Origin of the sequence: Mucilaginibacter ginsenosidivorax (assembly GCF_007971525.1) — a bacterium.
Lineage (GTDB): Bacteria > Bacteroidota > Bacteroidia > Sphingobacteriales > Sphingobacteriaceae > Mucilaginibacter > Mucilaginibacter ginsenosidivorax.
In genome coordinates this window covers 7152392-7175155 of record NZ_CP042437.1, presented here as the reverse complement: position 1 = coordinate 7175155, position 22764 = coordinate 7152392, and the positions used below count along the sequence as shown (strand labels likewise).

General features: G+C 40.6%; 17 protein-coding genes. 15 read left to right on the top strand and 2 right to left on the bottom strand.

Annotation, left to right across the window (positions count from 1 at the left end):
* Window positions 1–20 precede the first annotated feature (20 nt).
* The 12 genes from FSB76_RS29470 to FSB76_RS29415 all read left to right on the top strand — a co-directional run bounded on the left by FSB76_RS29470 (window position 21) and on the right by FSB76_RS29415 (window position 12595).
* Window positions 21–482: a nuclear transport factor 2 family protein gene (locus tag FSB76_RS29470; RefSeq protein WP_147059914.1), complete on the top strand. Its 462-nt coding sequence runs from the start codon at window positions 21–23 to the stop codon at window positions 480–482.
* A 470-nt stretch (window positions 483–952) separates the two neighbouring features.
* Window positions 953–2131 (top strand): sensor histidine kinase, encoded by a 1179-nt coding sequence (locus tag FSB76_RS29465; RefSeq protein ID WP_147059912.1) that lies wholly within the window; start codon window positions 953–955, stop codon window positions 2129–2131.
* A gap of 151 nt (window positions 2132–2282) precedes the next feature.
* Window positions 2283–2978, top strand: a complete 696-nt coding sequence (locus tag FSB76_RS29460; protein WP_147059910.1) for a LytR/AlgR family response regulator transcription factor — start codon at window positions 2283–2285, stop codon at window positions 2976–2978.
* A gap of 111 nt (window positions 2979–3089) precedes the next feature.
* On the top strand, window positions 3090–3467 hold the full coding sequence (locus tag FSB76_RS29455; RefSeq protein WP_147059908.1) for a response regulator: 378 nt from the start codon (window positions 3090–3092) through the stop codon (window positions 3465–3467).
* 261 nt (window positions 3468–3728) lie between these two features.
* The gene (locus FSB76_RS29450; protein ID WP_147059906.1) at window positions 3729–3977 is read left to right on the top strand and encodes a PqqD family peptide modification chaperone; all 249 of its coding nucleotides are present in this window, start codon (window positions 3729–3731) and stop codon (window positions 3975–3977) included.
* Window positions 3977–5029, top strand: a complete 1053-nt coding sequence (locus FSB76_RS29445; RefSeq protein ID WP_147059904.1) for an ATP-grasp domain-containing protein — start codon at window positions 3977–3979, stop codon at window positions 5027–5029. The genes FSB76_RS29450 and FSB76_RS29445 overlap by 1 nt, the downstream gene beginning before the upstream one ends.
* A 10-nt stretch (window positions 5030–5039) precedes the next feature.
* Window positions 5040–6395: a type III PLP-dependent enzyme domain-containing protein gene (locus FSB76_RS29440; RefSeq protein WP_147059902.1), complete on the top strand. Its 1356-nt coding sequence runs from the start codon at window positions 5040–5042 to the stop codon at window positions 6393–6395.
* Window positions 6392–8551: an urea transporter gene (locus FSB76_RS29435; protein WP_147059900.1), complete on the top strand. Its 2160-nt coding sequence runs from the start codon at window positions 6392–6394 to the stop codon at window positions 8549–8551. Before FSB76_RS29440 ends, FSB76_RS29435 begins: the two co-directional genes overlap by 4 nt.
* Window positions 8533–9717, top strand: coding sequence for a tetratricopeptide repeat protein (locus FSB76_RS29430; RefSeq protein ID WP_147059897.1), 1185 nt, complete (start codon window positions 8533–8535; stop codon window positions 9715–9717). Before FSB76_RS29435 ends, FSB76_RS29430 begins: the two co-directional genes overlap by 19 nt.
* Entirely contained in the window at window positions 9705–10325 is a 621-nt protein-coding gene (locus FSB76_RS29425) for a tetratricopeptide repeat protein (RefSeq protein WP_147059895.1), read from the top strand. The genes FSB76_RS29430 and FSB76_RS29425 overlap by 13 nt, the downstream gene beginning before the upstream one ends.
* Before the next feature lie 147 nt (window positions 10326–10472).
* Window positions 10473–11555, top strand: coding sequence for a hypothetical protein (locus FSB76_RS29420; RefSeq protein WP_147059893.1), 1083 nt, complete (start codon window positions 10473–10475; stop codon window positions 11553–11555).
* A gap of 134 nt (window positions 11556–11689) precedes the next feature.
* Window positions 11690–12595, top strand: a complete 906-nt coding sequence (locus FSB76_RS29415) for a PepSY-like domain-containing protein (RefSeq protein WP_147059891.1) — start codon at window positions 11690–11692, stop codon at window positions 12593–12595.
* A 184-nt stretch (window positions 12596–12779) separates the two neighbouring features.
* Here the strand turns inward: FSB76_RS29415 and FSB76_RS29410 are convergent, their stop codons facing one another.
* Window positions 12780–15458 (bottom strand): glycoside hydrolase family 2 protein, encoded by a 2679-nt coding sequence (locus FSB76_RS29410; RefSeq protein ID WP_225976346.1) that lies wholly within the window; start codon window positions 15456–15458, stop codon window positions 12780–12782.
* A 32-nt stretch (window positions 15459–15490) separates the two neighbouring features.
* Window positions 15491–16930: an alpha-L-fucosidase gene (locus tag FSB76_RS29405; protein WP_147059889.1), complete on the bottom strand. Its 1440-nt coding sequence runs from the start codon at window positions 16928–16930 to the stop codon at window positions 15491–15493.
* 462 nt (window positions 16931–17392) lie between these two features.
* On the opposite strand from FSB76_RS29405, the gene FSB76_RS29400 reads away from it, so the two are divergent.
* The 3 genes from FSB76_RS29400 to FSB76_RS29390 all read left to right on the top strand — a co-directional run bounded on the left by FSB76_RS29400 (window position 17393) and on the right by FSB76_RS29390 (window position 22759).
* Window positions 17393–18013 carry an RNA polymerase sigma-70 factor gene (locus FSB76_RS29400; protein WP_158643012.1) on the top strand — a complete coding sequence of 207 codons (621 nt, stop codon included), beginning with the start codon at window positions 17393–17395 and terminating at the stop codon, window positions 18011–18013.
* 92 nt (window positions 18014–18105) lie between these two features.
* Window positions 18106–19200 (top strand): FecR family protein, encoded by a 1095-nt coding sequence (locus FSB76_RS29395; protein ID WP_147059885.1) that lies wholly within the window; start codon window positions 18106–18108, stop codon window positions 19198–19200.
* A 241-nt stretch (window positions 19201–19441) separates the two neighbouring features.
* On the top strand, window positions 19442–22759 hold the full coding sequence (locus tag FSB76_RS29390) for a SusC/RagA family TonB-linked outer membrane protein (protein ID WP_158643011.1): 3318 nt from the start codon (window positions 19442–19444) through the stop codon (window positions 22757–22759).
* The last annotated feature ends 5 nt before the right edge of the window (window positions 22760–22764 follow it).

Below are 22764 nucleotides of genomic sequence, written 5' to 3'. Positions count from 1 at the left end.
TAACCATCAATTATAGCATCATGAAAAAAGCAGGCTTATTGTTCGTATTTACACTTTTACTGGCTTTTCATTCATTTGGGCAAGACCAAAAGGCTATGTTATACAGCAAGGACCCTCAACTTGCCAAAAACAAAAAACTGGTTTATGATTTTTGGCGCGAGGTTCTTGAAGGCGGGCATCTTGACCTTGCCGCAAAATACCTGCTGCCAACCTACATTCAGCATAACCCCAATGTGCCCACCGGGCGGCAAGGCTTCATTAATTTCTTTTCCAAATTTGCCAAACCTTTAGCTATACAGGCCACTGTAAAAGCTCCGCTGATTTCGATAGTTGCCGAAGGTAACCTGGTGGTGCTTAGCTTCAAAGATGAACACCCCGATCCTAAAGCGAAAGGCAAAAAATATACCACCACCTGGTTTGATATGCTGCGTATAGAAAATGGCAAAATAGCCGAGCATTGGGATAGCGCGCTAAAAGAGTAGTGTTATGTTAATTGTGTAATGACGGATAGTCTTTAGTCGAAAGTCTTAAGTTCTAAGCCAAGAAAGAATAAATTTTGCTTCTGACTTAAGACTTAGTACTATTAACTTAACAGTAGCATATTTCTTCACTGGCTTCCCTCCCGCTTGTATTTCTATAAGCCTTGTCTATTTCGTCAGCGCCTTTTTAACCATTCATCTATACAAAACCACGGTTCACCGATAAACGGTTGCCCCTTGCCCTGTCATTTATCACCTTTGAACCAGTAACCGGGATATCGGGACATCTCCCGGTTACTGTGTTCTGTTTTTTCATAAGGTTGCAAGCGCCCCGTGGTTAATTCCGGGGCGCTTATTTAAACCCGGCAGAACTACCCAGGCAAAAAACAAATGATCAACTGAGTTTAACTATTTTAACATGATCGGTAATTGGCATTGCAACGGCTGCTATATTTAATAAATTTTTTAACCAGATGATCGTTTCTAAAAAAGCCACTAATATATTCATTCATGCAGCCGGCTGGCTGGTATTCTTTGGCTTCCCGTTGTTATTCATGAACCGTACACAGCAAAGCAGCAGCAGCACATACAACGTTATCCTATCACCCTATTACTGGTTGTTTTGTCTTACCTATATTTTTATGTTTTACTTTAATGCCTGGTACCTGGTACCAAGGTTTGTATTCCATAAAAAATATGTGGTTTACGGGCTTATTGTATTACTACTATCGGGCTGCGTATACTTTTTGCAGCCGTTTGATAACCTGCTTTTACATAACTTACTCAAAGAGAAACAAAGCACAGCGGTCCCGATAGGTCCGCAACTGATGCCCGGGGCCGATAGCGGTAATGCCGACCCAAAAAATCTGCCGTTCGGGCCGCTGCCGCATGAGGATTTAAGAATGCAGGACCCCAGCCTGAAAAAACCGTCCAACCAAATCATTTTTATTCATCAATCGGGTAATATTGATATGGTAGGCTTGTTCATTTTCATTATTGTAATAGGTTTAGGGATAGCGATGAGTACGGTACAAAAGTGGCAGCTTACCGAGCAAATGGTGATCAGGGCCGAAGCAGAGAAAACCCACGCCGAGCTATCCTTCCTCAAAGCACAAATCAATCCTCATTTTTTGTTCAATACGCTCAATAATATTTATGCTTTATCGGTAACGGATAGTGAACATACCTCAGAAAGCATCATGAAACTATCCAATATTATGCGCTACGTAACAGATGAAGTGACAGAGGATTTTGTGTTGCTGCAAAGTGAAATAGATTGCATTAACGATTATATTGATTTACAAAAGCTGCGCCTGGGGAAAAAAACCAAGTTGGATTTTAACTTTTATGGTGATATGGCACAAAAAAAAGTGCCGCCATTAGTACTGATGACCTTTATTGAAAACGTGTTTAAATACGGCGTAAGCAAACACGAGCCTTCGGTAATCAGCATAAACCTAAAAGTAACCGACGACAAAATATTGTTCACCTGCGAGAATACCATATTTGATAACCGACCTGCAAGCAGCCGCAAAGGCATCGGTATTACCAATACAAGGCAAAGGTTACAGCATATTTACCCGGGCAGGCACAGGCTAAACATTAGCCAGGAAGCCGCAATGTTCAGGGTCGAGCTGGAAATTGACGCTTAAGTTGTAAGTACATAGTCGGAAGTCATAAGTCTGAATCTGTCTTTTCACTACTTAGCGCCTAAGACTGAGCACTTAATACTAACACTCATTTTACATTGACAAGACACTAAAAGCTTTATGCATTCAGCTTTTAGCTTAAACAAATATCATTATGCAGTTAAAATGTGTAGCCATTGATGATGAGCCGCTGGCGCTGGAGATCATCAAAAAATATGTATCAGATTATCCATCACTGAAGATGGTAAATACTTTTGAAGACGCCATTTCGGGTGCCGAGTACCTGAAAAGGAACCCGGTAGATGTGCTGTTTGTAGACATAAACATGCCCGACATAACCGGGGTTGACCTGGTGCGCTCATTGGACGAAAAGCCGATGATTATATTTACCACGGCTTATAAAAAATTCGCATTTGAAGGTTTTGAACTGGAGGCGTTGGATTACCTGCTTAAACCCATCAACAGCAACCGCTTTGGCGCGGCCGTGCATAAAGCCATTGATTATTACCAATTTAAACATACCGACCACACTGCCGAGGACGAACACATTTATGTGCATTCGGAATACCGGGTGATAAAAATCGGCGTCAGGGATATCGAGTACATTGAGAGTATGCAGGATTATATTAAAATCCATTTGCTTAGTGCCGAAAAGCCGATTCTTACCTTGATGTCGCTAAAAAGTATGATCGAGAAAATACCGGCCAGCCAGTTCATCCGTATTCACAGAAGTTTTGTGGTAGCAAAGGCTCAAATAAGGTCGATATACAACCGCAAGGTAAAGTTGCGCAATATCGAACTCCCGGTAGGTACCAATTACGCCGATTTCATCAAAGACTGGTCTAAATAATTGCCTTTTTACCGGTTCATCGGCACATTGGGGGTATTAACCGACACATTGTTTTTAAACAGCGGCATTAAAGCGATTTTTATACTATAAACTTAATTAATCCCCTAACAGATGAAAACTACAGGCAGCAAAAAGAAGATCCTGATTTTAGATAAAAACAGCAGAATGTTATCTGTAATTGATGATATTATGTATTATGGCAATTTTGATGTGCACCTTACTTATGATCCTAATGCCATTTATGATAAAGCAAAGGTGATACATCCCGATCTGATCATTTTAGATTATTTACTGCTGGATATGGATTGCGCATTGGTTTGCCAGGATTTTAAGGACGATGAGCAGTTGAGGCAGGTACCCATCATTGTGGTTACCGCTTTCAAGAGCAAAAAAGCCGAGCTGGAATCATATAAATGCGATGCTTTATTTGTAAAACCATTGGATATGGAATTGCTGGCATCGAGGATGGAATATTTGATGGCATCGTAATTGGGTTGGAGTAGGTTGATTGAGTTAGAATAGGTTGATTGGGTTGGAATAAGTTGATTAGGTTGGATTGAGTTGATAAGTTTAGATCAGTTAAAGTATTAAAACCTAATCAACTCAATCCAACCTAATCAACTCAATCAACTTATTCTAACCTAATCAACTCAATCAACCATCAAACCCAATCAACTAAACCACATATTGTAAAACCCGCTTAAACCTGTTAAGTTTAGCCTTTATTATTTACCGTACCTGCAATTATAAATGAAAATTAAAAGTAACATAGCTACCAGCGAAAACGGGTTCATTTTTAACCCGGCAACCGGCGATTCTTTCTCCGGAAATGCCATTGCTGCACTGCTGTTATTGGCTATGAAAAGTGGCAAAACAGAAAGTGAAATAAAGCAAGATATCCTGAACAGGTATAACGTAAGTGAGCGCCAGCTGGATCTTGACTGGGAAGATTGGATGGTACAGCTAAAGGAAGCAAACCTGCTTGAAACTGAAGGATAATGCCAAACAAGTACAGTAACTTATGTATTGCAGTTACCGGCCTTAACGCCAACGACAACCCAGGGCCGGGTATGGCTGTTATCCGTTCATTAAGGGAGGCTTTTGGAGCTGGATTAAGAGTTATCGGCTTATCCTATGAATCATTGGAGCCTGGGATTTATTTGCGGGAACATGTAAACAAAACCTATCAAATACCTTACCCAACAGAAGGTACCGGTGCGTTATTAGAACGATTGGGGTATATCCGTCAACAGGAAAACCTGGATGTAATCATTCCGAATTTTGATTCGGAACTGTTTAATTTTATCAAGGTAGCACCGCAGTTAAAGCAAATGGGTATAGCCACCTTGCTACCATCGCAACAACAACTGGCCCTGCGCGATAAAGTGAATTTGAAAGATTTTGGAACAAAAAACGGGTTTTATGTTCCTGCTGATCATAAAATATATCATGCCGATGACATGAAAAAAGCGGCAGATGAATTCAACTTCCCGATAGTAATAAAAGGGAAATTTTATGATGCCTATGTGGTATATACTATGGACCAGGCCCTTAAAGCCTTTCATCAGCTTAATGCAGCATGGGGAGTACCGGTAATAGCTCAGCAATACATAACCGGTACCGAAATAAATATAGCCGCGCTGGGCGATGGTGACGGCAACAATACGAGTATAGTAGCGATGCGGAAACTATATATTACCGATAAAGGTAAAGCATGGGCGGGGGTTACCATCAAAGAAGATAAGCTGATTGAACTGGCCAACAATTTTGCTAAAACAACCAACTGGAAAGGTGGCTACGAAATGGAGATCATGAGCAATGCCGAGGGGCATTTATATATATTAGAAATTAACCCGCGGTTTCCGGCATGGATTTACTTAACAGCCGCTGCCGGCCAAAACCAGCCCGAAGCTTTGGTAAAGATGGCTTTGGGCGATGATGTTTTACCATATACCGACTACCAGGCAGGTAAGTTGTTTGTGCGGTATTCATGGGACCATATTGCCGATATCAGCGATTTTCAACACATCTCGGTATTTGGCGAATTATAATTTGATTACAATGGAAAAGCTTAAATACGAAAAGCCATATATAAAAAAACTGCACGCCGGCGTAATGAACAAGTTTGGTACACGCACCGGCATACAGCCTGTTAAAAGCATCGAGGGTGTTGCTGTTAAAAGTTTGGTTGAGCAATACGGTTCGCCGGTTTTTGTGTTGTCAGAAAAACAGATCCGTAAAAATTACCGTTCGGCATACCGGGCCTTTAGTACCCGTTACCCCAAGGTACAATTTGCATGGAGCTATAAAACCAATTATTTGAATGCTGTTTGCCAGGTATTTCACCAGGAAGGCAGCTGGGCCGAAGTAGTATCGGGTTTTGAATATCAAAAAGCATTAGGCAACGGCGTGCCGGGCAGTAAAATCATTTTTAACGGGCCAGGCAAATCAAATGACGAACTGCAACTGGCTATTGAAAACGATTCGCTTATCCACATAGATCATTTTGAAGAGCTTAACCAATTGCTTGCATTAAGCAACAACCTGCCCAATAAACCACGCGTTGCCATCCGCGTAAATATGGATACCGGCGTATACCCGCTTTGGGACCGTTTTGGTTTTAATTACGAAAACGGCGAAGCATGGACAGCCTTATCCAAGATCATTGATTCGGGTAAGTTACAATTAGCCGGGTTACATTGCCATATAGGCACCTATATGCTTACAACCGCAGCCTATGGTATTGCGGCAACTAAATTATGTGATTTGGCTATGCGCTGCCAAACGCAATTGGGTCATAAAATAGCATATATTGATATGGGTGGTGGTTTTCCATCAACCAATACTTTAAAAGGCGCCTATTTGCCCGGGAATGATACGGTGCCTTCTGTTGATGATTTTGCCGAGGCTATTACATCGGTAATGCTCAATTTTGGCTTTGCCAATGACGATTTACCTTTACTTATACTGGAAAGCGGCAGGCTATTAATAGACGACGCCGGGTATTTGCTGGGTACCGTAATAGCCAATAAACGCTTAAGTAACAGTAAAAGGGCGGCCATTGTGAATTTTGGTGTAAATATTTTATTTACTTCGTTTTGGTATGAACACCAGATAAGCCCCGCACAGGACTTTGCACCGCATACAGAAAACATGGTGGTTTACGGGCCGCTATGCATGAATATTGATGTAATAAGGGAAAGTATTAACCTGCCCCTGCTTAACCCGGGCGATAACGTGGTAGTACACAAGGTTGGCGCTTACAATATGACGCAGTGGATGCAGTTTATAACACTTAGGCCGGCCGTGGTTTTGGTAGATGAACAGCAGCGTACCCACCTTATCCGCAGCAACGAAACACTTGAATATACAGAAGGGCCCGAGCTTATGCCCGAACATTTAAAAGCCAGCAAGTGAAGCAAACCACAGCATTTATAAAATCGGTAGTTAGTTCCTATTCGGTACTGTTTTTTTCACAGAACCGGATATTAGGGGCCATTTTGCTATTGGTTTCTTTTTTTAATCCAGTATCTGGCTTTGCCGGGTTGGGTTGTGTTGTTTTTTCGTTAATAGTTTGCAGGTTGTTAAAGTTTGATGCCGACAACCAGCAACTGGGTATTTATAGTTTTAACAGCCTGTTGCTGGGCATCGCCTTCGGCGCATTTTATAGTGTAAACGTCATGTTTTTACTGTGGCTTTTTGTTGCATGCTGCGCTGTAATTGTGGCCACAATCATTATCTCAACACGGTTAGGCACACTGGGATTGCCTATGTTATCGCTGCCGTTTGTACTTGTGTTTTGGCTGGTACTACTGGCATCTAATAGTATTTTCGCTATGGGCCTGCAACAAAAAGACAGCTACCTGTTAGAGGAGATTTATGCCGGCCCCGGCAACCACCTGGCAGGCATTGAAGGCTACCTTGCAATGGAATTGCCTCAATTTGTAAGTCTTTTCTTCCGCTCATTAAGTGCGGTATTATTTCAGCATAATATCATTGCGGGGATGCTTATCAGTATAGGGATGCTTATTCATTCGCGCATTGCTTTTAGCTTGCTTATCATCAGCTTTATAAGCGCAATTGGAATTAACGGACTCACGCATATCTACCCGGAAGGTATCAGCTATTATCATTTAGGAGCCAATTTTATGATGGCCGCCGTAGCTATTGGGAGTTTTTTTACAATCCCCTCCTTTCGCTCCTATTTACTGGCAATTTTGAGCATTCCGATGGGTTTTCTTATCATTAATGGCTTAACCGGTTTTATGTCGGTACACGCTTTGCCGGTATTTTCACTTCCATTTTGCATCGTCAACATTAGCCTGTTATATTTTTTAAAACTGCGGCATGCCAAAAGCAAATTGCAGTTGGTTGTTTTTCAGCATTATTCGCCGGAAAGGAATCTCTACCAGTTTTTAAACCAGGAGGACCGGTTAAACGATCTTAAATATTACAAACTAAACCTGCCGTTTATGGGATATTGGACGGTGTCGCAGGGATACGATGGCAACATAACACACAAAGGAGACTGGGGCCAGGCGTTGGATTTTGTGATCAGCGATGATGAACATAACACATTTCAGTATCCGGGTACATTGCCCGAACATTTTTACTGCTTTAACAAACCTGTTTTGGCTTGTGCCGCCGGTGTTGTTGAACAGGTTGTAAACAACATAGAAGATAACGCCATCGGCAAACAAAACCTCAAAGAAAACTGGGGAAACACCGTAGTGATCCGTCACGCGGCAGACTTCTATTCCAAAGTATCGCACCTTAAAAAAAATTCGATAAAAGTGAAGCCGGGTGATGTTGTAAAAAGCGGAGATTTACTGGGTCTGTGCGGTAATTCGGGCCGGTCACCCGAACCACATTTACATTTTCAGTTGCAGGCAACGCCCTACATTGGGTCAAGGACGTTGAGCTATCCCATATCCTACTATATTGGCAGGGTCGAAAATAAAAACTCCTTTATAAGCCATACCATACCTACAGAAGGCAACCTTATAGGCAATCCTGAAATAGACACCCAAATTAAAAAGGCATTCGATTTTCAACCAGGATATATTGCAAGATTGGTATCTGAAAATGGTACAATCGAAGATTGGGAGGTTTTTAAAGATGCGTTAGGCCAATCATACATCTATAGCAAAACAACAGGGGCCGTTGCTTATTTTATCAACAACGGCGTTATGTTTTATTTTACCAGTTTTTACGGCGATAAAAAGTCGATACTGTATAACTTTTACCTGGCGGCATACAAAGTTATTTTTAACAATGCCGAAGCGATGCCAATAACCGACAAATTACCGCTAAACGAAACAGCCAATAAGCTTCTACTTTGGATACAAGACGTTATTGCGCCATTTTATGGGTTTATAAATATCAAGTATAATTCGGATATCCAGGTTAATAAAAATGGAATAAGCATTATATCTAAAATTCACACCGAAATAGCCGGCAAAAAAAACGGGATTATAGAAGGAAGTGTTTATGTAGATTATGGCAACCTGGTGTCTTTCAGCATCAATACAAATGGCAAAAACATTACAGCAAAATGGGGTACAAAAAACTAATACTGCTTTTTACTTTATTTGCTGCGCTGGCCGCTAAAGCGCAGGAAAACAAATTTGCCGTGGCCGATAGCACTGCCGAACAACTTTACAATGCCGGCGACTGGAAACAAATGATCGTATTCGGCAACAAAGCAATTGCCGATAGTGTTGATTTTCCGGGCCTGCGTTTTAAGATTGGCTATGCTTATATGATAACCGGAAATTACAAAGCGGCTATTGAACAATTTGACCAGGTATTAAGTAATAATTCGGCCAATTTTACGGCACGCCTGTATGCTTATTACTGCAACACCTATTTAAATAACGACCTTGGAGCATCATACAACGCCGGAAAGCTGGATACAGCAACCAGGCGTTCGCTCAAACTTTCTCCATTTGGGTTAATAGATGCAGAACTGGAAAGCGGCCTAAAACTGCCTAACAATAGCCAGCGCGATAATGGCTTTTTTGAACGTATTGGGTTAAGTAACCGCCTGTCGTGGCGTTTGCAGTTGGATCAGTCGTTCATGTTTTTCAGTCAAAACATATTTCGGTCGTTATTTTACGACAAGGACGCAGACAAATATCTATCGGGTAAAACAGACAGGCAAACAGAATATTTTGTCAAGGCACAATTTGGTGTCAGCCAGCAATTAAACGTCATTGGGTCGTATCATTACATTTATACTACTTACCGGGGTAGCGTCAACAATAGTAATTTAGGATTATTAGGAATAAAATACAGTGGTCGTTTTGTTGACTTGCAGGCAGATGTTAATTTTGGCAGATTAATAAACAACACTTTAAAACAATATAATACCAGGCTAAATTTTTACCCATTGGGCAATCTTAATTTATACACAACAAGCAGGGCATCGGTATTAAACTTAAGCGGCACAAACAGTTTTATATACAATCAGGCATTGGGATTTAAAGCATTTAATAAAACATGGCTTGAAACGTCGGTAACTTTTGGAAACCAGGACGATTATTTGGATGCTGATGGTCTTTATGTATATAATTCTATCGACCCAACAAAATTTAAATGCGGCGAAACCGTTTTTTACCAGTTAAACGCCCACGCCCTGTTGAATTTGAACTATATTTATGAAAAGAAGGCGGATATTTACCGCTCTGTAAACTACAATCAAAATTCTGTTACGTTAGGTATGATATGGAAATTTTAAAAAAAACGTTTATAGCAGTATTTTTAATATTATTTGCGGTACAGCTACAGGCCCAAACAAATGCTGTGCTGCAAAAAGCATTTCATAATAGCTATGTAAATGAGCAAAATAAAAATTACACAGCTGCTATCAACGATATTTATCCTTACCTGACCGATAACAGCTATGAGATAAATATCCGTTTAGGCTGGCTGCACTACCTAAACAAAAACTATACAGCTTCGCAGGCGTATTATCAAAAAGCCATCAGCATAAAACCTGGTGCTATTGAACCCAAATTTGGTTATGTAAAGCCCCTTTCGTTTTTACAAAGCTGGGATAAAGTACTTGAACAATACCTTGCCATTTTAAAAATAGACCCACAAAATACGCAAGCTAATTACTGGGCCGGCGTAATTTACTATAACCGTAAACAATATGATGCCGCTGTAAGATGTTTCAGGGTAGTGGTAACCCTTTATCCTTTTGATTATGACGGCAACCACATGCTTGGCTGGAGCACATTAATGGCGGGCAAAAAAACAGATGCCAAACCTTTTTTTGAACGTGCGCTGGTTATTAAGCCTGCCGATGCTTCCAGCAGCGATGGATTAAACCGTTGTAACTGATTGATCGGTACAATATGGCCGTTTATCGATTCACTAAATTTTTTGCACGGCCTGCATTATACTTTTGATTGGCTTTAAAGCGTTTGGTAAGATGCTGAGTAAATTATTGCCAACCATTAAGTGGCTGTTACCGTATATACGTTATAAATGAAAATAAAATATTTACTTTTAAAAATGCAGCTTATTGGCTGTCTTTTAATAACTATAACTTTTAGTTCCTGCAAAAAAGATAAAACAACTGCCGTTGTAAACGCAACCCCGGTAACAATTGGTTTATATGAATATGCCAGCGACGTTGATAAAAGATTATTGGTTCCTATTACAAAAATAGGCATGCAAACGGTAAACTACGGAACCATATTTGATACCGGCTCGCCGGGAATGACGATGGACGCTACCGGTATTTTGCCGGCATCAATGATAACATCTGCAGGTATCACAGTAACAGGCGATTCAACAGTTGTAAATGGCATCACGGTAACTTCAAAAACATCTACCATCAGTTTTGGGGATGCAACAGGTACCACAACAGAGTACGGAAATTTAGCTTATGCCAATGTTACCGTTGGTAATTCATTAGGCAGCCTTGAATTAAAACGGGTTCCGTTTTTTTTATATTATAAAATAAAAGACAGCAAGGGTACCACATATCCCGCCCATTCGGCAGACGTTTTTGGGGTGGGTACCGGAACAAGCAGTACAAATACCAATATATCGAGCCCATTAAAATCTTATTCTTACGGTACCGGCCTAACCAGCGGCTTTAAACTGGCAACCTTAAGCAGCACTTCGTTCCTGGGCACGCCTACGTATGTTTCCAACTTGCTTACTGTTGGATTAACCAGTGCCGATTTATCGTCGGCCGGGTTTATTATGCACCCATTATTGCCAAAATACAGTTACAATCCATACATCGAAGGAACGTTAACTTATAACAATAAAACCATCGATGCTGTATTTTTATTTGATACCGGTACGCCGTCGGTGAGCACCATCGAAGACAAGCTTGCGGTCGCCGCTGTCTCTTTGCCCACCAATACAACAGTTACCTTAAAAACAAACCAGGGTTTTACTTATACCTATGTTACATCAAACACAGGTAATCTTACGCAAGTAGCAAACCCTAATACTACACAGGATTACCGCAGCATTTTCAGCCTCGACTTTTTTATAAAAAACGAGTATCTGACAAATTATGCAAGTCGTATTATTGGTTTAAAAAACAATTAACAGCAAAATTCATTCGTCGATAAATAACCGCGTTTTATCGACACATCGTTGCCTGGTAACCCCTATCAAGGGTAATTTTAAATAACAATCCCGGTAATCATACCGGGTACCATTATTAATCAAAATAAATCCAGATGAAAACGAAAATTACTTACTCATGGGTATTGGCACTGGCTGTTATGTTCGGTTTTGCTTCATGCCAAAAAGAAAACGGATCTAAAACAGCTACCACAACCACCACAACCTCGGCCACTATTGCATCAACAGGCGTAATTGCCATCAGCCTGGCATCGGGCACAACCGACTCTGTTTATATGGTTGGCTGCTTTGGCCATCATGACAAAAAAGACTCGGTTGCTTTTAGTGCGCTGCCAACGGCCATCGGCACTTACTTAACTGCAAACTACAGTGGCTATACGTTTAAAAAAGCATATGCTATTACCGATAGCGCCAAAACAGTTATTAACTACATTGTAGTAATTAAATACAATAATGCATTGGTTGGCCTTAAATTTACCGCTGCCGGTGTATTTGTAAGTACCCTTGAACAACGCGACGGCCATGATTTACAGGGCCCGGGATGGCACCATGGCGGCCCGTTTGATAACCGGGATGGTAAACACCGTGATACTATAGCATTAACGGCTTTGCCATCTGCAGTAAGCAGCTATTTTAAAACCACTTACCCAACAGATACTTTGCTTCATGCCTCTATTACACCAGATAGTGCCTATGTATTGGTTAGTAAAAATAATGGTTTATTTATTACAGTTGTTAAAGCAACCGGAACTTTAGTAAAACGCACCCAAATTGACAAACACGTTGGTACCCATGTTGCGGTAACCGCGGCTAACCTGCCAGCTGCCATTACCACTTATTTAACAACAACCTATCCCGGCTACGTTTTTGACAAAGCTTTTTCGCATAGTGTAAGCGGTGTAATTAAAGGGTACGATGTAGAGATAACCTCCAACAGTACCAAGTATGTAGTTGTATTTGATGGTACGGGCACCTTTGTAAAGGCCTTCGCTGTTCATTAAAACATTCCTGATTAATATATATAGTAAAGCCGGCGCTCGTTAAACTGAGGCCGGCTTTTTTATGTTTGATACATGTCTTTTCTCTTTTTTAAAGACAAAAATAATCAACCTTAAATCAGACCGACCACCGGGGTTAGCAGGAAAAGTGCTGTTATGATGGCCGGTCTGATTTTCATATTTGTATCTATTCGTCAATACTTACCGTTCGCGGAACATTGGAAGCATTCCAGCCGTTAATGTTCAGCTCAAGCTTTTTCTTAGATGCGGGTGTATTATAATCAATAATTAACTTTTTTTCCTCGCCGGGCAACACTGTAACATAATTATCACTGTAAAATGCCGGCAATACCCTTGTTTTGCTATCAGCATCTACTAACGATATCCTGTTAAAAAAGGCAAGCACGCTATTTTCTTTGTTAACTAACGTAACTTCTACCCTGCCCGGTTTTATATATTTTGCTTTAACTGACAATTCTTCGGCTTTCATTTTTTGCAGACCCGAAAATCCGCCTTTGCTATCCGGAATCCAGTAAGTATTGTCGGTAATTACTTTTTTGTTTTCATCCAGCAGCTGTAGCGACAGAAAAACACCCTCTTTTGCGGCCAGTTTATCAACTGTGCCTTTTATAGAAAAGTACTTTTTAACCGTTGTTGCGTTTATATCGGCAAAAACCTGGGTAAGCAAATTCTGTTTGCCCTCCATATCATAGGTTTTTACTACCATCATCATGCTGCGGCGTGCTTTAAATGTATTGTTGGCCACCATTACCATTCCGTTAATTGGGTTATACATGATATGGAACGGCGCGCTGCCGTTATGCAAGCCATATAAGCAGGCGTTAGGGTCAAGGTAATAATCATACATCTGGCCACGCATGGCTGTCCATGGGTTTTGGGTTTTCCAGATGATGAAACCAGTATACCAATCCCACATATGTGATGTAAAACCTTCGGCAAGGCCGCGATACTGGTCGTAGTTTACCAATTGGGCTTTCATGGCAAAATCGGCGGCATTTTTGGCTTTACCGTATTTATTGATGGCGGTATCATAGCCAATATATTTATGATAATCCCAAACGCTATCTGTTTTGGTTTTGTGGGTTTCCTCGTCATAAACGGGTGGTACCATATTGGCTGTGGGTATAAAACGTTTCAATGATTCATAATCGCCAACGCCAACCGAGCCAACTTCGGAATTAAAAGGAAATGTTTTAAACTCCCAGAATACCGACAACGGCTGAATACCATACGGCCCATCACCGTTACCCCCCAACACATTGTGCGACATGCTGTCGGAGTTGGAGTAATCAACAAACCAGCGGGTATTATCCAATTTTGGTAAAATAGTATCGCGCAGAGCAGTCAGTATATCTTCGGGCGGTGTTATCTCGTTACCGCCGCACCAAATGGCCAGCGAGGCATAATTACGCACCATTTTTATCTGGTCAATTGCCGAGCGCAGGAACAAACCATGATCATCAGGATATTGGCGGCGTGTCCACTGGTCGTCCAGTTTCTGTGGATCCTGCCAGCGGCCGTTGCAGTCGCCCGATCCCCACAAATCCTGGAAAACCAGGATACCATATTTATCACAGGCTTCAAAAAACTCAGGGCGTTCAATCATCGCACCACCCCATACCCTAATCAGGTTCAGGTTCATATCACGATGATAACGCACTTCGGCATCATAACGCATATCCGAAAGGCGCAGCATGGCATCGGATATTACCCAGTTACCACCTTTGATAAAAATTTTCTGGCCATTAACCATAATCTGTCGGCTGCCGGTATGCTCGTTATATTCACTCGTCAGTTGCCGTACTCCTATATTAAGCTGATGCTGATCTGAAATAGCCTTACCCGCAGCGGTAAACTTCAACTTGAAATTATAAAGATGCTGGTCGCCGTAACCATTAGGCCACCAAAGTTTAGGATTAGGTAGGCTATAATCGGCAAAACTAACATTGGTAGTGGAATTTGGTTTCAGGCTAACTGCTTTTGAGATGGTTTTACCATCCAGTTCAAAACTTAACGAGCCGTTAACCGCTGCCGCAGTTGGGTTGCTTAGTTCGGCCGCTACCTTGATAACCGCAGGCTGTTGCGCGCCTTCGGGAAGCCTTACACCGGGAACCAGTGTAACAATGTGCTCATCCGCTATGCGTACCGCTCCTGTTTTTTGGATGGTTACCTTGTCCCATATACCGGTATTCCGGTCGCGCATGGGTTGTATCCAGTCCCAGCCGGCCGTGTACTGTAAACCAACGTTGCGTGCAATTGTACCATCGCCGCCCTGGCCACCATTTGGGTTACCAACAACATCTGGAGGATGCACCAATACGGCTAACCGATTATCTCCATTTTTTGCGAGATAAGGCGTTATATTATAGTTAAACCGCAAAAACATCCCTTTCTGAATTGTTTTGTTCAGCTTATGCCCGTTCAAATAAATATCGCAGCTATAGTTAATTCCTCTAAAATTAAGATAAACCTGGTTACTGCCCGTTGCCGGCGTTTCTTTAAAATCTTTGGTAAACCAATAGGTATAATAATCGGCACCGGTTTTATAAATATCGGCTATGTGCTCGTTGTTCATGCCCCAAAATGGATCGGGCACTTTTTGGTTATTTAGTAATGTAGTTAATACTGTTCCGGGTACCGTAGCCGGCATCCAGCCGGTAGTGTTAAATGCAGAAGTTGACAGTACTGCTCCGGTCTCTTTTACACTGTTTACAGGGGCGCACTTCCAGCCGGAATTTAGTTCGTAACTACTTTGGGCGTATATATTATTAACGATTGTTAAAACCAGAGCCAGCATAACAAGCAATTTTAGCTTTGCCTGCCTGTAAGTTGAAGTTGAGGGCATTTTTTATAGATTAGTATATGATGTTGTAAATGTTAATATTGAATTTTAAACACCGCTGCTTGTTTTAAACCTGATTGCGTTTGCAAAGACGAAGGTATGGTTATGTTTATCACGCCCTCGCCCAGCGTATATTTAACTTTTGCTTTAATGCCCAGCAAACTTATTTTTTTTACTTTGCTTTTACCAGCCAGGTGCAAAGCAACTTTTTCGGGCAAAACTACATCATCCTGATCTTTAGGGGCCAGCACAAAAGCGTAAACGCTGTTACCTGCTTTGGTATAATAGGTATTTCCCTCAGAGTACGGCGCTATAGCATCCGAACTATAAATACCTTCGCCGTTAATTTTCATCCAGTCGCCAATTTGTTTAAGGCGGCTGTAAGCCACCGGGTCCCAGTCGCCATCGGGTCCGGGGCCAATGTTCATGAGCAGGTTACCGCCGCGCGAAACAATTTTCACCAACAGGGTTACTATTTCGTTAGCTGATTTATAATGATCGCCGGGCACATAACTCCAGGAATTGCCCATGGTGATGCAACTTTCCCAGGGATGATCAAGCGGCGCATCGGGTACCTGTTGCTCGGGCGTTGTATAGTTTTCATATTGGCCGGCTACTGTACGATCAACAACAATAAGGCCCGGTTGTTTAATCCTGGCTGCTTTGGCAATTTTTGCCATGTCGATATCCTGGTCATACGGAATGGTACGTTGCCAATCAACAGCAGGGTCTATAGTGTTTTTTGGCCTTACCCAACCGCCATCCAGCCATAAAATGTCAACTTTACCATAGTCGGTCATCAATTCCTGGATCTGGTTAAAGGTAAAGTCCTTAAACTTTTGCCAGCGCTCGGGATATTTTGCCGGATCGTAGTTTACATTTCTGTCCTTTGGCGGAAAATATGGCCACCAATAATATTCTGTATGCCAGTCGGGCTTTGAAAAATAGGCACCAATCATAAAATTTTCTTTACTAAAGGCGCCGAAAACCTCTTTAGCTACATTGCTGCGCGGATTGGTTGAAAAAGGTGTTTTTGTACTAGTTACTTTATAATCTGTTTGTTTTGTATCAAACATACTAAAGCCATCATGGTGTTTAGTGGTAAATACCACATATTTCATCCCGGCATATTTAGCCGCTGTTACCCATTTTTCGGGGTTGAATTTTGTAGGATTAAAAGTAGTTTGTAAATTTTCATAAGCCTTTTTATATCCGTTATAAGTGGCACCGTAAGGCCCGCGACGTTGGGTCCACCCTTCATCTTCGGGGCAAATACTCCAGCTTTCAACCACGCCCCACTGGCTGTATGTACCCCAATGCATAAAAAGCCCAAACTTAAGACCCTGCCATTTATGAAGATTTTTTTGCACCAGCGAATCATCAGGTACCACATAATCTTTTGACGTATTATGTTGTTGTGACATCGCTTTGCCCGTAGGTAAAAGGAGTGCTATAAAAAAAAGGAGTTTTTTCATTTATATATTTATTTTTTGTTTCTTTATTAAAGCAACCAATTAATACATCTCAAAACCAAATTCTGATAAAATCCAATAAGTACAGGATAAAATTCAGGTATTTTTACCAACTTTTTTTGAGTATTAAATTATAAAAAAGCGCACTTAGTGTAACTAATACATGACCATACAAGAAGCAAAAATGTTAAAAAAGTATCAATACCCTACTATATTTATATACATTTCAATCAAAACAGCAGCATAAAATGTCAATTGAACATTTTAAAACCGCCTAAAATGGCCTTAAAACACACTATTGACAACTTTTATAGCCAATTTACCTACACACTAAGTAAATTTATTTTGAGTTAGATTGGTTTACATTAAAAAAGTTGTTAAAATTAAAATAAATACTTGTTTTTGTTATCAAATTGTTACATTGCATCGTAATATTGTTTTGGTGAACACTAAACTATTAAACTATTGAAAATTTCTAAAACAGATACTTCAGGGTTATGGAAACGGCTTTGTTTTAATGACGATATTAAAGCATTTGAGTTATTGTTTCATAATTTAAATACCCGGCTTATCAAGTTCTGTATTTTTTATATTCGCCAGAAAGAAGCCGCGGAAGACATCGTATCTGATGTATTTATCAAGTGTTGGGAATCGCGTAAGAGCCTTACCGAAGTTACCAACCCCGAAACATATTTGTTTGTAGCCGTTAAAAATCAATCCTTCAACTACCTAAAAAAATTCTCCAATATCCACCTTGTACAGATAGAAGCTTCAGACGAAGTTGAATTTGTAAATACTTTTGATCCTGAAAAAGAATTGGAACGCAAAGAACTCCATTTCTTATTAGATAAAGCTATCGCTTCGCTCCCGCAACAGGCTTGTATCATTTTTAAATTGATTAAGGAAGATGGTATGAAATATAAAGAGGTGGCCGAAATTTTAAACATATCTCCCCGCACAGTACAAACCCAGTTATTTAGAGCAATGAAAAAGCTGAGCATCATTCTTGCTGCACATCAACTTGCATCTAAATCATCAGAGAGGGCATCTTCTGACCATGACATCATGGGGCTTTCGTTGTTATAAGAATTCTTTTTAAATTTTTTTTCAAAGCTTGTAGGCAATTTTAAAAAAACTATTGTCCTATCTAAAAACAAGCCCGTTTCAGGCGAGAAAAGATGGTTAACGAACGATTTATTGAACTGCTCACAAAAAAGCTCTCGGACGAGATGAATGCTGCAGAATTGGAGGAATTCAATTTTCTGGTAGCAAACGATGATGCTTGCAGGCAACAAAGCGCTTTTTTTAAAACCTATTGGGTAAAAAACGAAGAACAGTATTCAAATACCGATTTGATGTTTCAGCATATCTTATCTAAAATAGATGTACCTGCAACTGAAGATCAGCCGGCCAATGAAATTCCTGCTGAAGGCGTTAAAACACGCCGCATGATTATGTTTTTACGCAGCCTGGCAGCACTGTTAATAATCGGGATAGGTTTATCTGTTACTTATTATTTAAAGAGACACGATCAGACAAGCCAGGACCTGGCCAGCCTTCAGCAGAAAAAAACACCGAGCCGTGTAAAATCTAAAATTTATTTAAGCGACGGATCTGTTGTAACCTTAAATTCCGAAACAACTTTAAAATATCCGCCATCATTTAAAGGGCCTACCCGCGAAGTTTACCTCAATGGCGAAGCTTTTTTTGATGTGGCTAAAGATCATCAGCATCCTTTTATAGTACATGCGGGCAAAATGAGCATCAGGGTTGTTGGTACCGCCTTCAATGTAAAATCCTACAAAAACGATATTGCAAGCGAAACAACACTAATCCGGGGATCAATAGAAGTTACCCTGGCCGACAGGCCATCTGACAGGATTATTCTGAAGCCAAACGAAAAGCTTATTTTAAAAAGCACTACTTTTAAAAGGCATACCATCAACCGCAACTTAGTAGCTCAAACTCCTGATACTGCAAAAACAAGTTACGCGCTTACCAATCTTACTTACTTAAAATCAAATGATACTACGGTGGTTGAAACCTCATGGGTAAATAACCGCTTGATTTTTAAGGATGAAGACTTTGCCGAGATTGCCAATAAAATGGAGCGCTGGTATGGCATTAAAATAAATTTTAAAAACACCGATGCAAAAGACTACCATTTCACGGGGGTTTTTGAAAAAGAAAACATTTTGCAGGCATTAAAAGCACTGCAGATGATTGAACCATTTTCATATAAGTACAAAAATGAAACCATATATATTTATTAACCTAATGCAGCCATTAAACAAGCCTATGACATAAAGAAAGCTTTACATACCACAAAAAAAACGGGAATTACCAGAGGTAACTCCCGCGAAGATGAAGATCTGTTAGTTAATCATGCAATGCTCTCTCGAACAGAACATTGCCATTTAATCAAGTCACCTTTAATTAAGTAAAAGTATGAAATATTTTAAACACCCCAAGGGTGTAAGAGATAACTATTGGCTATTCAAGTCCATATTAATAATGAAATTGACACTTATTTTAGTAGTAGCCTTTAGTCTGCAATCCATTGCTAATGTCTACTCGCAACAAAAAGTTACCTTTAATATAAAATCAGCAGATTTTAATAAGGTTATCTCTGCCATTCAAAAGCAGACAAACTACCATTTTGTTTTCAGCGAGCGTAAAATTCCTTCAACCAAAAGGATAACGCTTAATGTACAAAACGAAGAAGTTACGTCGGTTTTGAATAAGCTTTTGGCAAATTCCGATTTTACCTACACCCAACTTGAAAACAACCTGATCGTTATCTCTCAAAAAAATGAGCTTGTAAATGCTGCGGTTGTAAAAGGTAAAGTTGTTGACGAAAACGGTACACCAGCACCAGGAGTTTCCGTAAGGATAAAAGGAACAACCACAGGCACTATAACAGATGCTAATGGTAATTTCTCTATCAATGCGCCTGCTAACGCTGTACTTATCTTCTCGTTTTTAGGTTATGAAAATCAGGAAGTACCTGTTGGCGGCAAAACAGAGCTATCTGTAAAACTTACCGTTTCTGCTAAAAGCCTGAACGAGGTAGTAGTAACAGCTTTGGGTATCAAAAAAGATTCTAAAAAATTAGGTTATGCTGTATCAACGGTTAACGGCGGCGTAATGGACAAAGCAAAAGAATCAAACGTTGCTATGTCATTAGAAGGTCGTGTTGCCGGTTTAAGCATCAGCGGTGCTAATGGTGGTACCGGATCATCTGCACGTATATTATTGCGTGGTGTTACAAGTACCGGATCTACCCAGGGCCCATTATTTGTAATTAACGGCGTACCTATGGATAATACCCAAAGGGGTCAATCAGGCGAATGGGGCGGTGCAGACTATGGTGATGGTATTGCCAACATCAACCCGGATGACATTGAAACTATGACTGTTTTAAAAGGTCAATCTGCTTCTGCTTTGTACGGAACACGTGCTACCGGCGGTGTAATCCTGATTACAACCAAATCTGGCAAGAAAAACTCGGGCTTTGGTGTTGAATACAATACTAACTACCAGATGGATAAGGTATATGACAATACCGATTTTCAGACCCAATACGGACAGGGCGAAAATGGTGTTAAACCAACCACCGTTGCAGGTGCCTTAAGCTCAGGTAACTTAGCGTGGGGTGCAAAACTTGATGGTTCGTCGGTAATTCAATTTGATGGCAAAAGTTATGCTTACTCGAAAACCAGCGACGACTATACCAAGTTTTACAAAACCGGCGGTACCTTTACAAATACTGTATCATTAACAGGTGGCGGTGAGTCAGGTGCGTTCCGTTTATCATTATCAGATTTCAATAACCACGCTATTACTCCTAACAGTGGTTTAAACAGGAAAACTTTCAACTTTAACGGTTCACAAACTGTTATCAAAAACCTTGATATTAACCTGGTTGCAAATTACGTTATTGACGACGCAAAAAACCGCTCTGGTTTGAGTGATGGTCCTGGTAACCCAAATAACGTTCAATTCCTGGCGCCAAATGAGGCTCAAAGTATATTATCTCCAGGCACACTTGCCAATGGTAATGAACAACAGTGGAACAATGATATTTATGTAACCAATCCTTATTTTGCGGCTTATAAATTTGTAAATAACACAAAAAGAGAGCGTTTGATATCTTCTATATCAGCAAGGTATGCTATTACACCATGGGCTTACGCGCAAGGCCGTATTGGTTACGATAAAATCAATGATAACCGGTTAAACATTGAGCCAACCGGCACAGCATATGTTGGCGGCAATGGTAACATGAATACCCAAACTTCGCAAACAACAGAGTTTAATGCTGATGTATTGTTTGGTGCTAAACATGACATTGTAAAAAATTGGGTAAATCTTGATTTATCTGTGGGTGGTAACGTACGTAAAAGTGATTTCAGAGGAACGCAAATTGGCGGTAGCAACTTCATTATTCCTTATTTCTACGATTTATCAAACCTACCAAGCAGGAACAGTGGCAACCTTGACCCTAAAAAACTTGAAGTGCACTCAGCATATTATACCGCCGATTTCGCAATCAAGGATTTCTTAGTGTTAGGTACAACTGGCCGTTATGACTATTATAGCAGTATAGGAAAAGATTTAGGCCCGGGCATCTTTACACCATCTGTATCGGCCAGCTTTATCTTCTCTGATCTTGTACACGTTAATGGGTTAGATTTTGGAAAACTTCGCCTTGCTTATGCAAAAACAAGTGCCGGCGCTGATCCTTATGCCAACCAGATTTACTATAGCGTAAACAACTCCATCAATGGCGTAAACGCGGGTGGTTTCAGCTCTCAATTGGCTAACTTGCTGTTAAAACCTTACACCTTAACAGAGGTTGAAATCGGAACCGAGATGAAATTTTTCAACGATCGTTTTGGATTAGACGTAGCGTATTTCAATCGCAAAACAAAGAATGAAATTGTTAATGGCAGCATTGATTGGTCAACAGGTTACACAAATGCCTACGCCGCTACTGCCTCAGTACAAAATAAAGGTATCGAAGTTGAATTACATGGTACGCCTATAAAAGGGAAAGACTTTACATGGTCACCTTCATTTAATTTTACTTATGTAAAAAACAAAGTGTTGGAAACGGATAAAACCGGCGCAAATATTGGTTTAGGTACTTATCGCCCGTTAAACGCTACCACAGCATTTGTTAAAGGTCTTGCTGGTCCGCAAATATTGGCAAATGATTACGCCCGTGACGCCAACGGCAACATCATTTTTGATACTAACGGTATCCCTACAACTACTGCACGTATCCCAATGGGCAGTGTTATCCCTAAATTTTACGGTGGTTTAAATAACGATTTCAGCTACAAAAATTTCAATTTGGGCTTCCTGATCGATTACCGTTTTGGTAATAAAGTGTTATCTGCAACTAATTATTACAGCATCTTCCGCGGTTTAAACAAAATGACTCTTGTTGGTCGTGAAGGTGGAGTTGTTGGTCAGGGTGTTACAACAACAGGCGCAGCAAACACAGTAAATGTACCGGCCGAAACTTATTACCAGGCTTTGGCACGTGGTGTATCAGCATTGAACGTACTTGATGGCAGCTTTATCAAGCTTCGTCAGGTTACCTTTGGCTATACTTTTGGTAAAAATTACCTGGCAAATACTCCGCTTAGCTCAATTACTTTCTCGTTAGTAGCAAGAAACTTGTGGACTATCATGAAGCATACCGATAATATCGATCCTGAATCAAATTTTGCTCCCGGTATAAACTACGCCGGTATTGAAGGCACAAGCGTTCCTGCTGTTAGGACTTATGGGTTTAACTTAAACTTCAAATTAAAAAAATAACAAAA

Excerpts from the sequence above, each read along its gene's own strand:
- FSB76_RS29470 (WP_147059914.1), top strand. The coding sequence starts at position 21 with ATGAAAAAAGCAGGCTTATTGTTCGTATTTACACTTTTACTGGCTTTT.
- FSB76_RS29465 (WP_147059912.1), top strand. The coding sequence starts at position 953 with ATGATCGTTTCTAAAAAAGCCACTAATATATTCATTCATGCAGCCGGC.
- FSB76_RS29460 (WP_147059910.1), top strand. The coding sequence starts at position 2,283 with ATGCAGTTAAAATGTGTAGCCATTGATGATGAGCCGCTGGCGCTGGAG.
- FSB76_RS29455 (WP_147059908.1), top strand. The coding sequence starts at position 3,090 with ATGAAAACTACAGGCAGCAAAAAGAAGATCCTGATTTTAGATAAAAAC.
- FSB76_RS29450 (WP_147059906.1), top strand. The coding sequence starts at position 3,729 with ATGAAAATTAAAAGTAACATAGCTACCAGCGAAAACGGGTTCATTTTT.
- FSB76_RS29445 (WP_147059904.1), top strand. The coding sequence starts at position 3,977 with ATGCCAAACAAGTACAGTAACTTATGTATTGCAGTTACCGGCCTTAAC.
- FSB76_RS29440 (WP_147059902.1), top strand. The coding sequence starts at position 5,040 with ATGGAAAAGCTTAAATACGAAAAGCCATATATAAAAAAACTGCACGCC.
- FSB76_RS29430 (WP_147059897.1), top strand. The coding sequence starts at position 8,533 with ATGGGGTACAAAAAACTAATACTGCTTTTTACTTTATTTGCTGCGCTG.
- FSB76_RS29425 (WP_147059895.1), top strand. The coding sequence starts at position 9,705 with ATGGAAATTTTAAAAAAAACGTTTATAGCAGTATTTTTAATATTATTT.
- FSB76_RS29420 (WP_147059893.1), top strand. The coding sequence starts at position 10,473 with ATGAAAATAAAATATTTACTTTTAAAAATGCAGCTTATTGGCTGTCTT.
- FSB76_RS29415 (WP_147059891.1), top strand. The coding sequence starts at position 11,690 with ATGAAAACGAAAATTACTTACTCATGGGTATTGGCACTGGCTGTTATG.
- FSB76_RS29410 (WP_225976346.1), bottom strand. The coding sequence starts at position 15,458 with ATGCCCTCAACTTCAACTTACAGGCAGGCAAAGCTAAAATTGCTTGTT.
- FSB76_RS29405 (WP_147059889.1), bottom strand. The coding sequence starts at position 16,930 with ATGAAAAAACTCCTTTTTTTTATAGCACTCCTTTTACCTACGGGCAAA.
- FSB76_RS29395 (WP_147059885.1), top strand. The coding sequence starts at position 18,106 with ATGGTTAACGAACGATTTATTGAACTGCTCACAAAAAAGCTCTCGGAC.
- FSB76_RS29390 (WP_158643011.1), top strand. The coding sequence starts at position 19,442 with ATGAAATTGACACTTATTTTAGTAGTAGCCTTTAGTCTGCAATCCATT.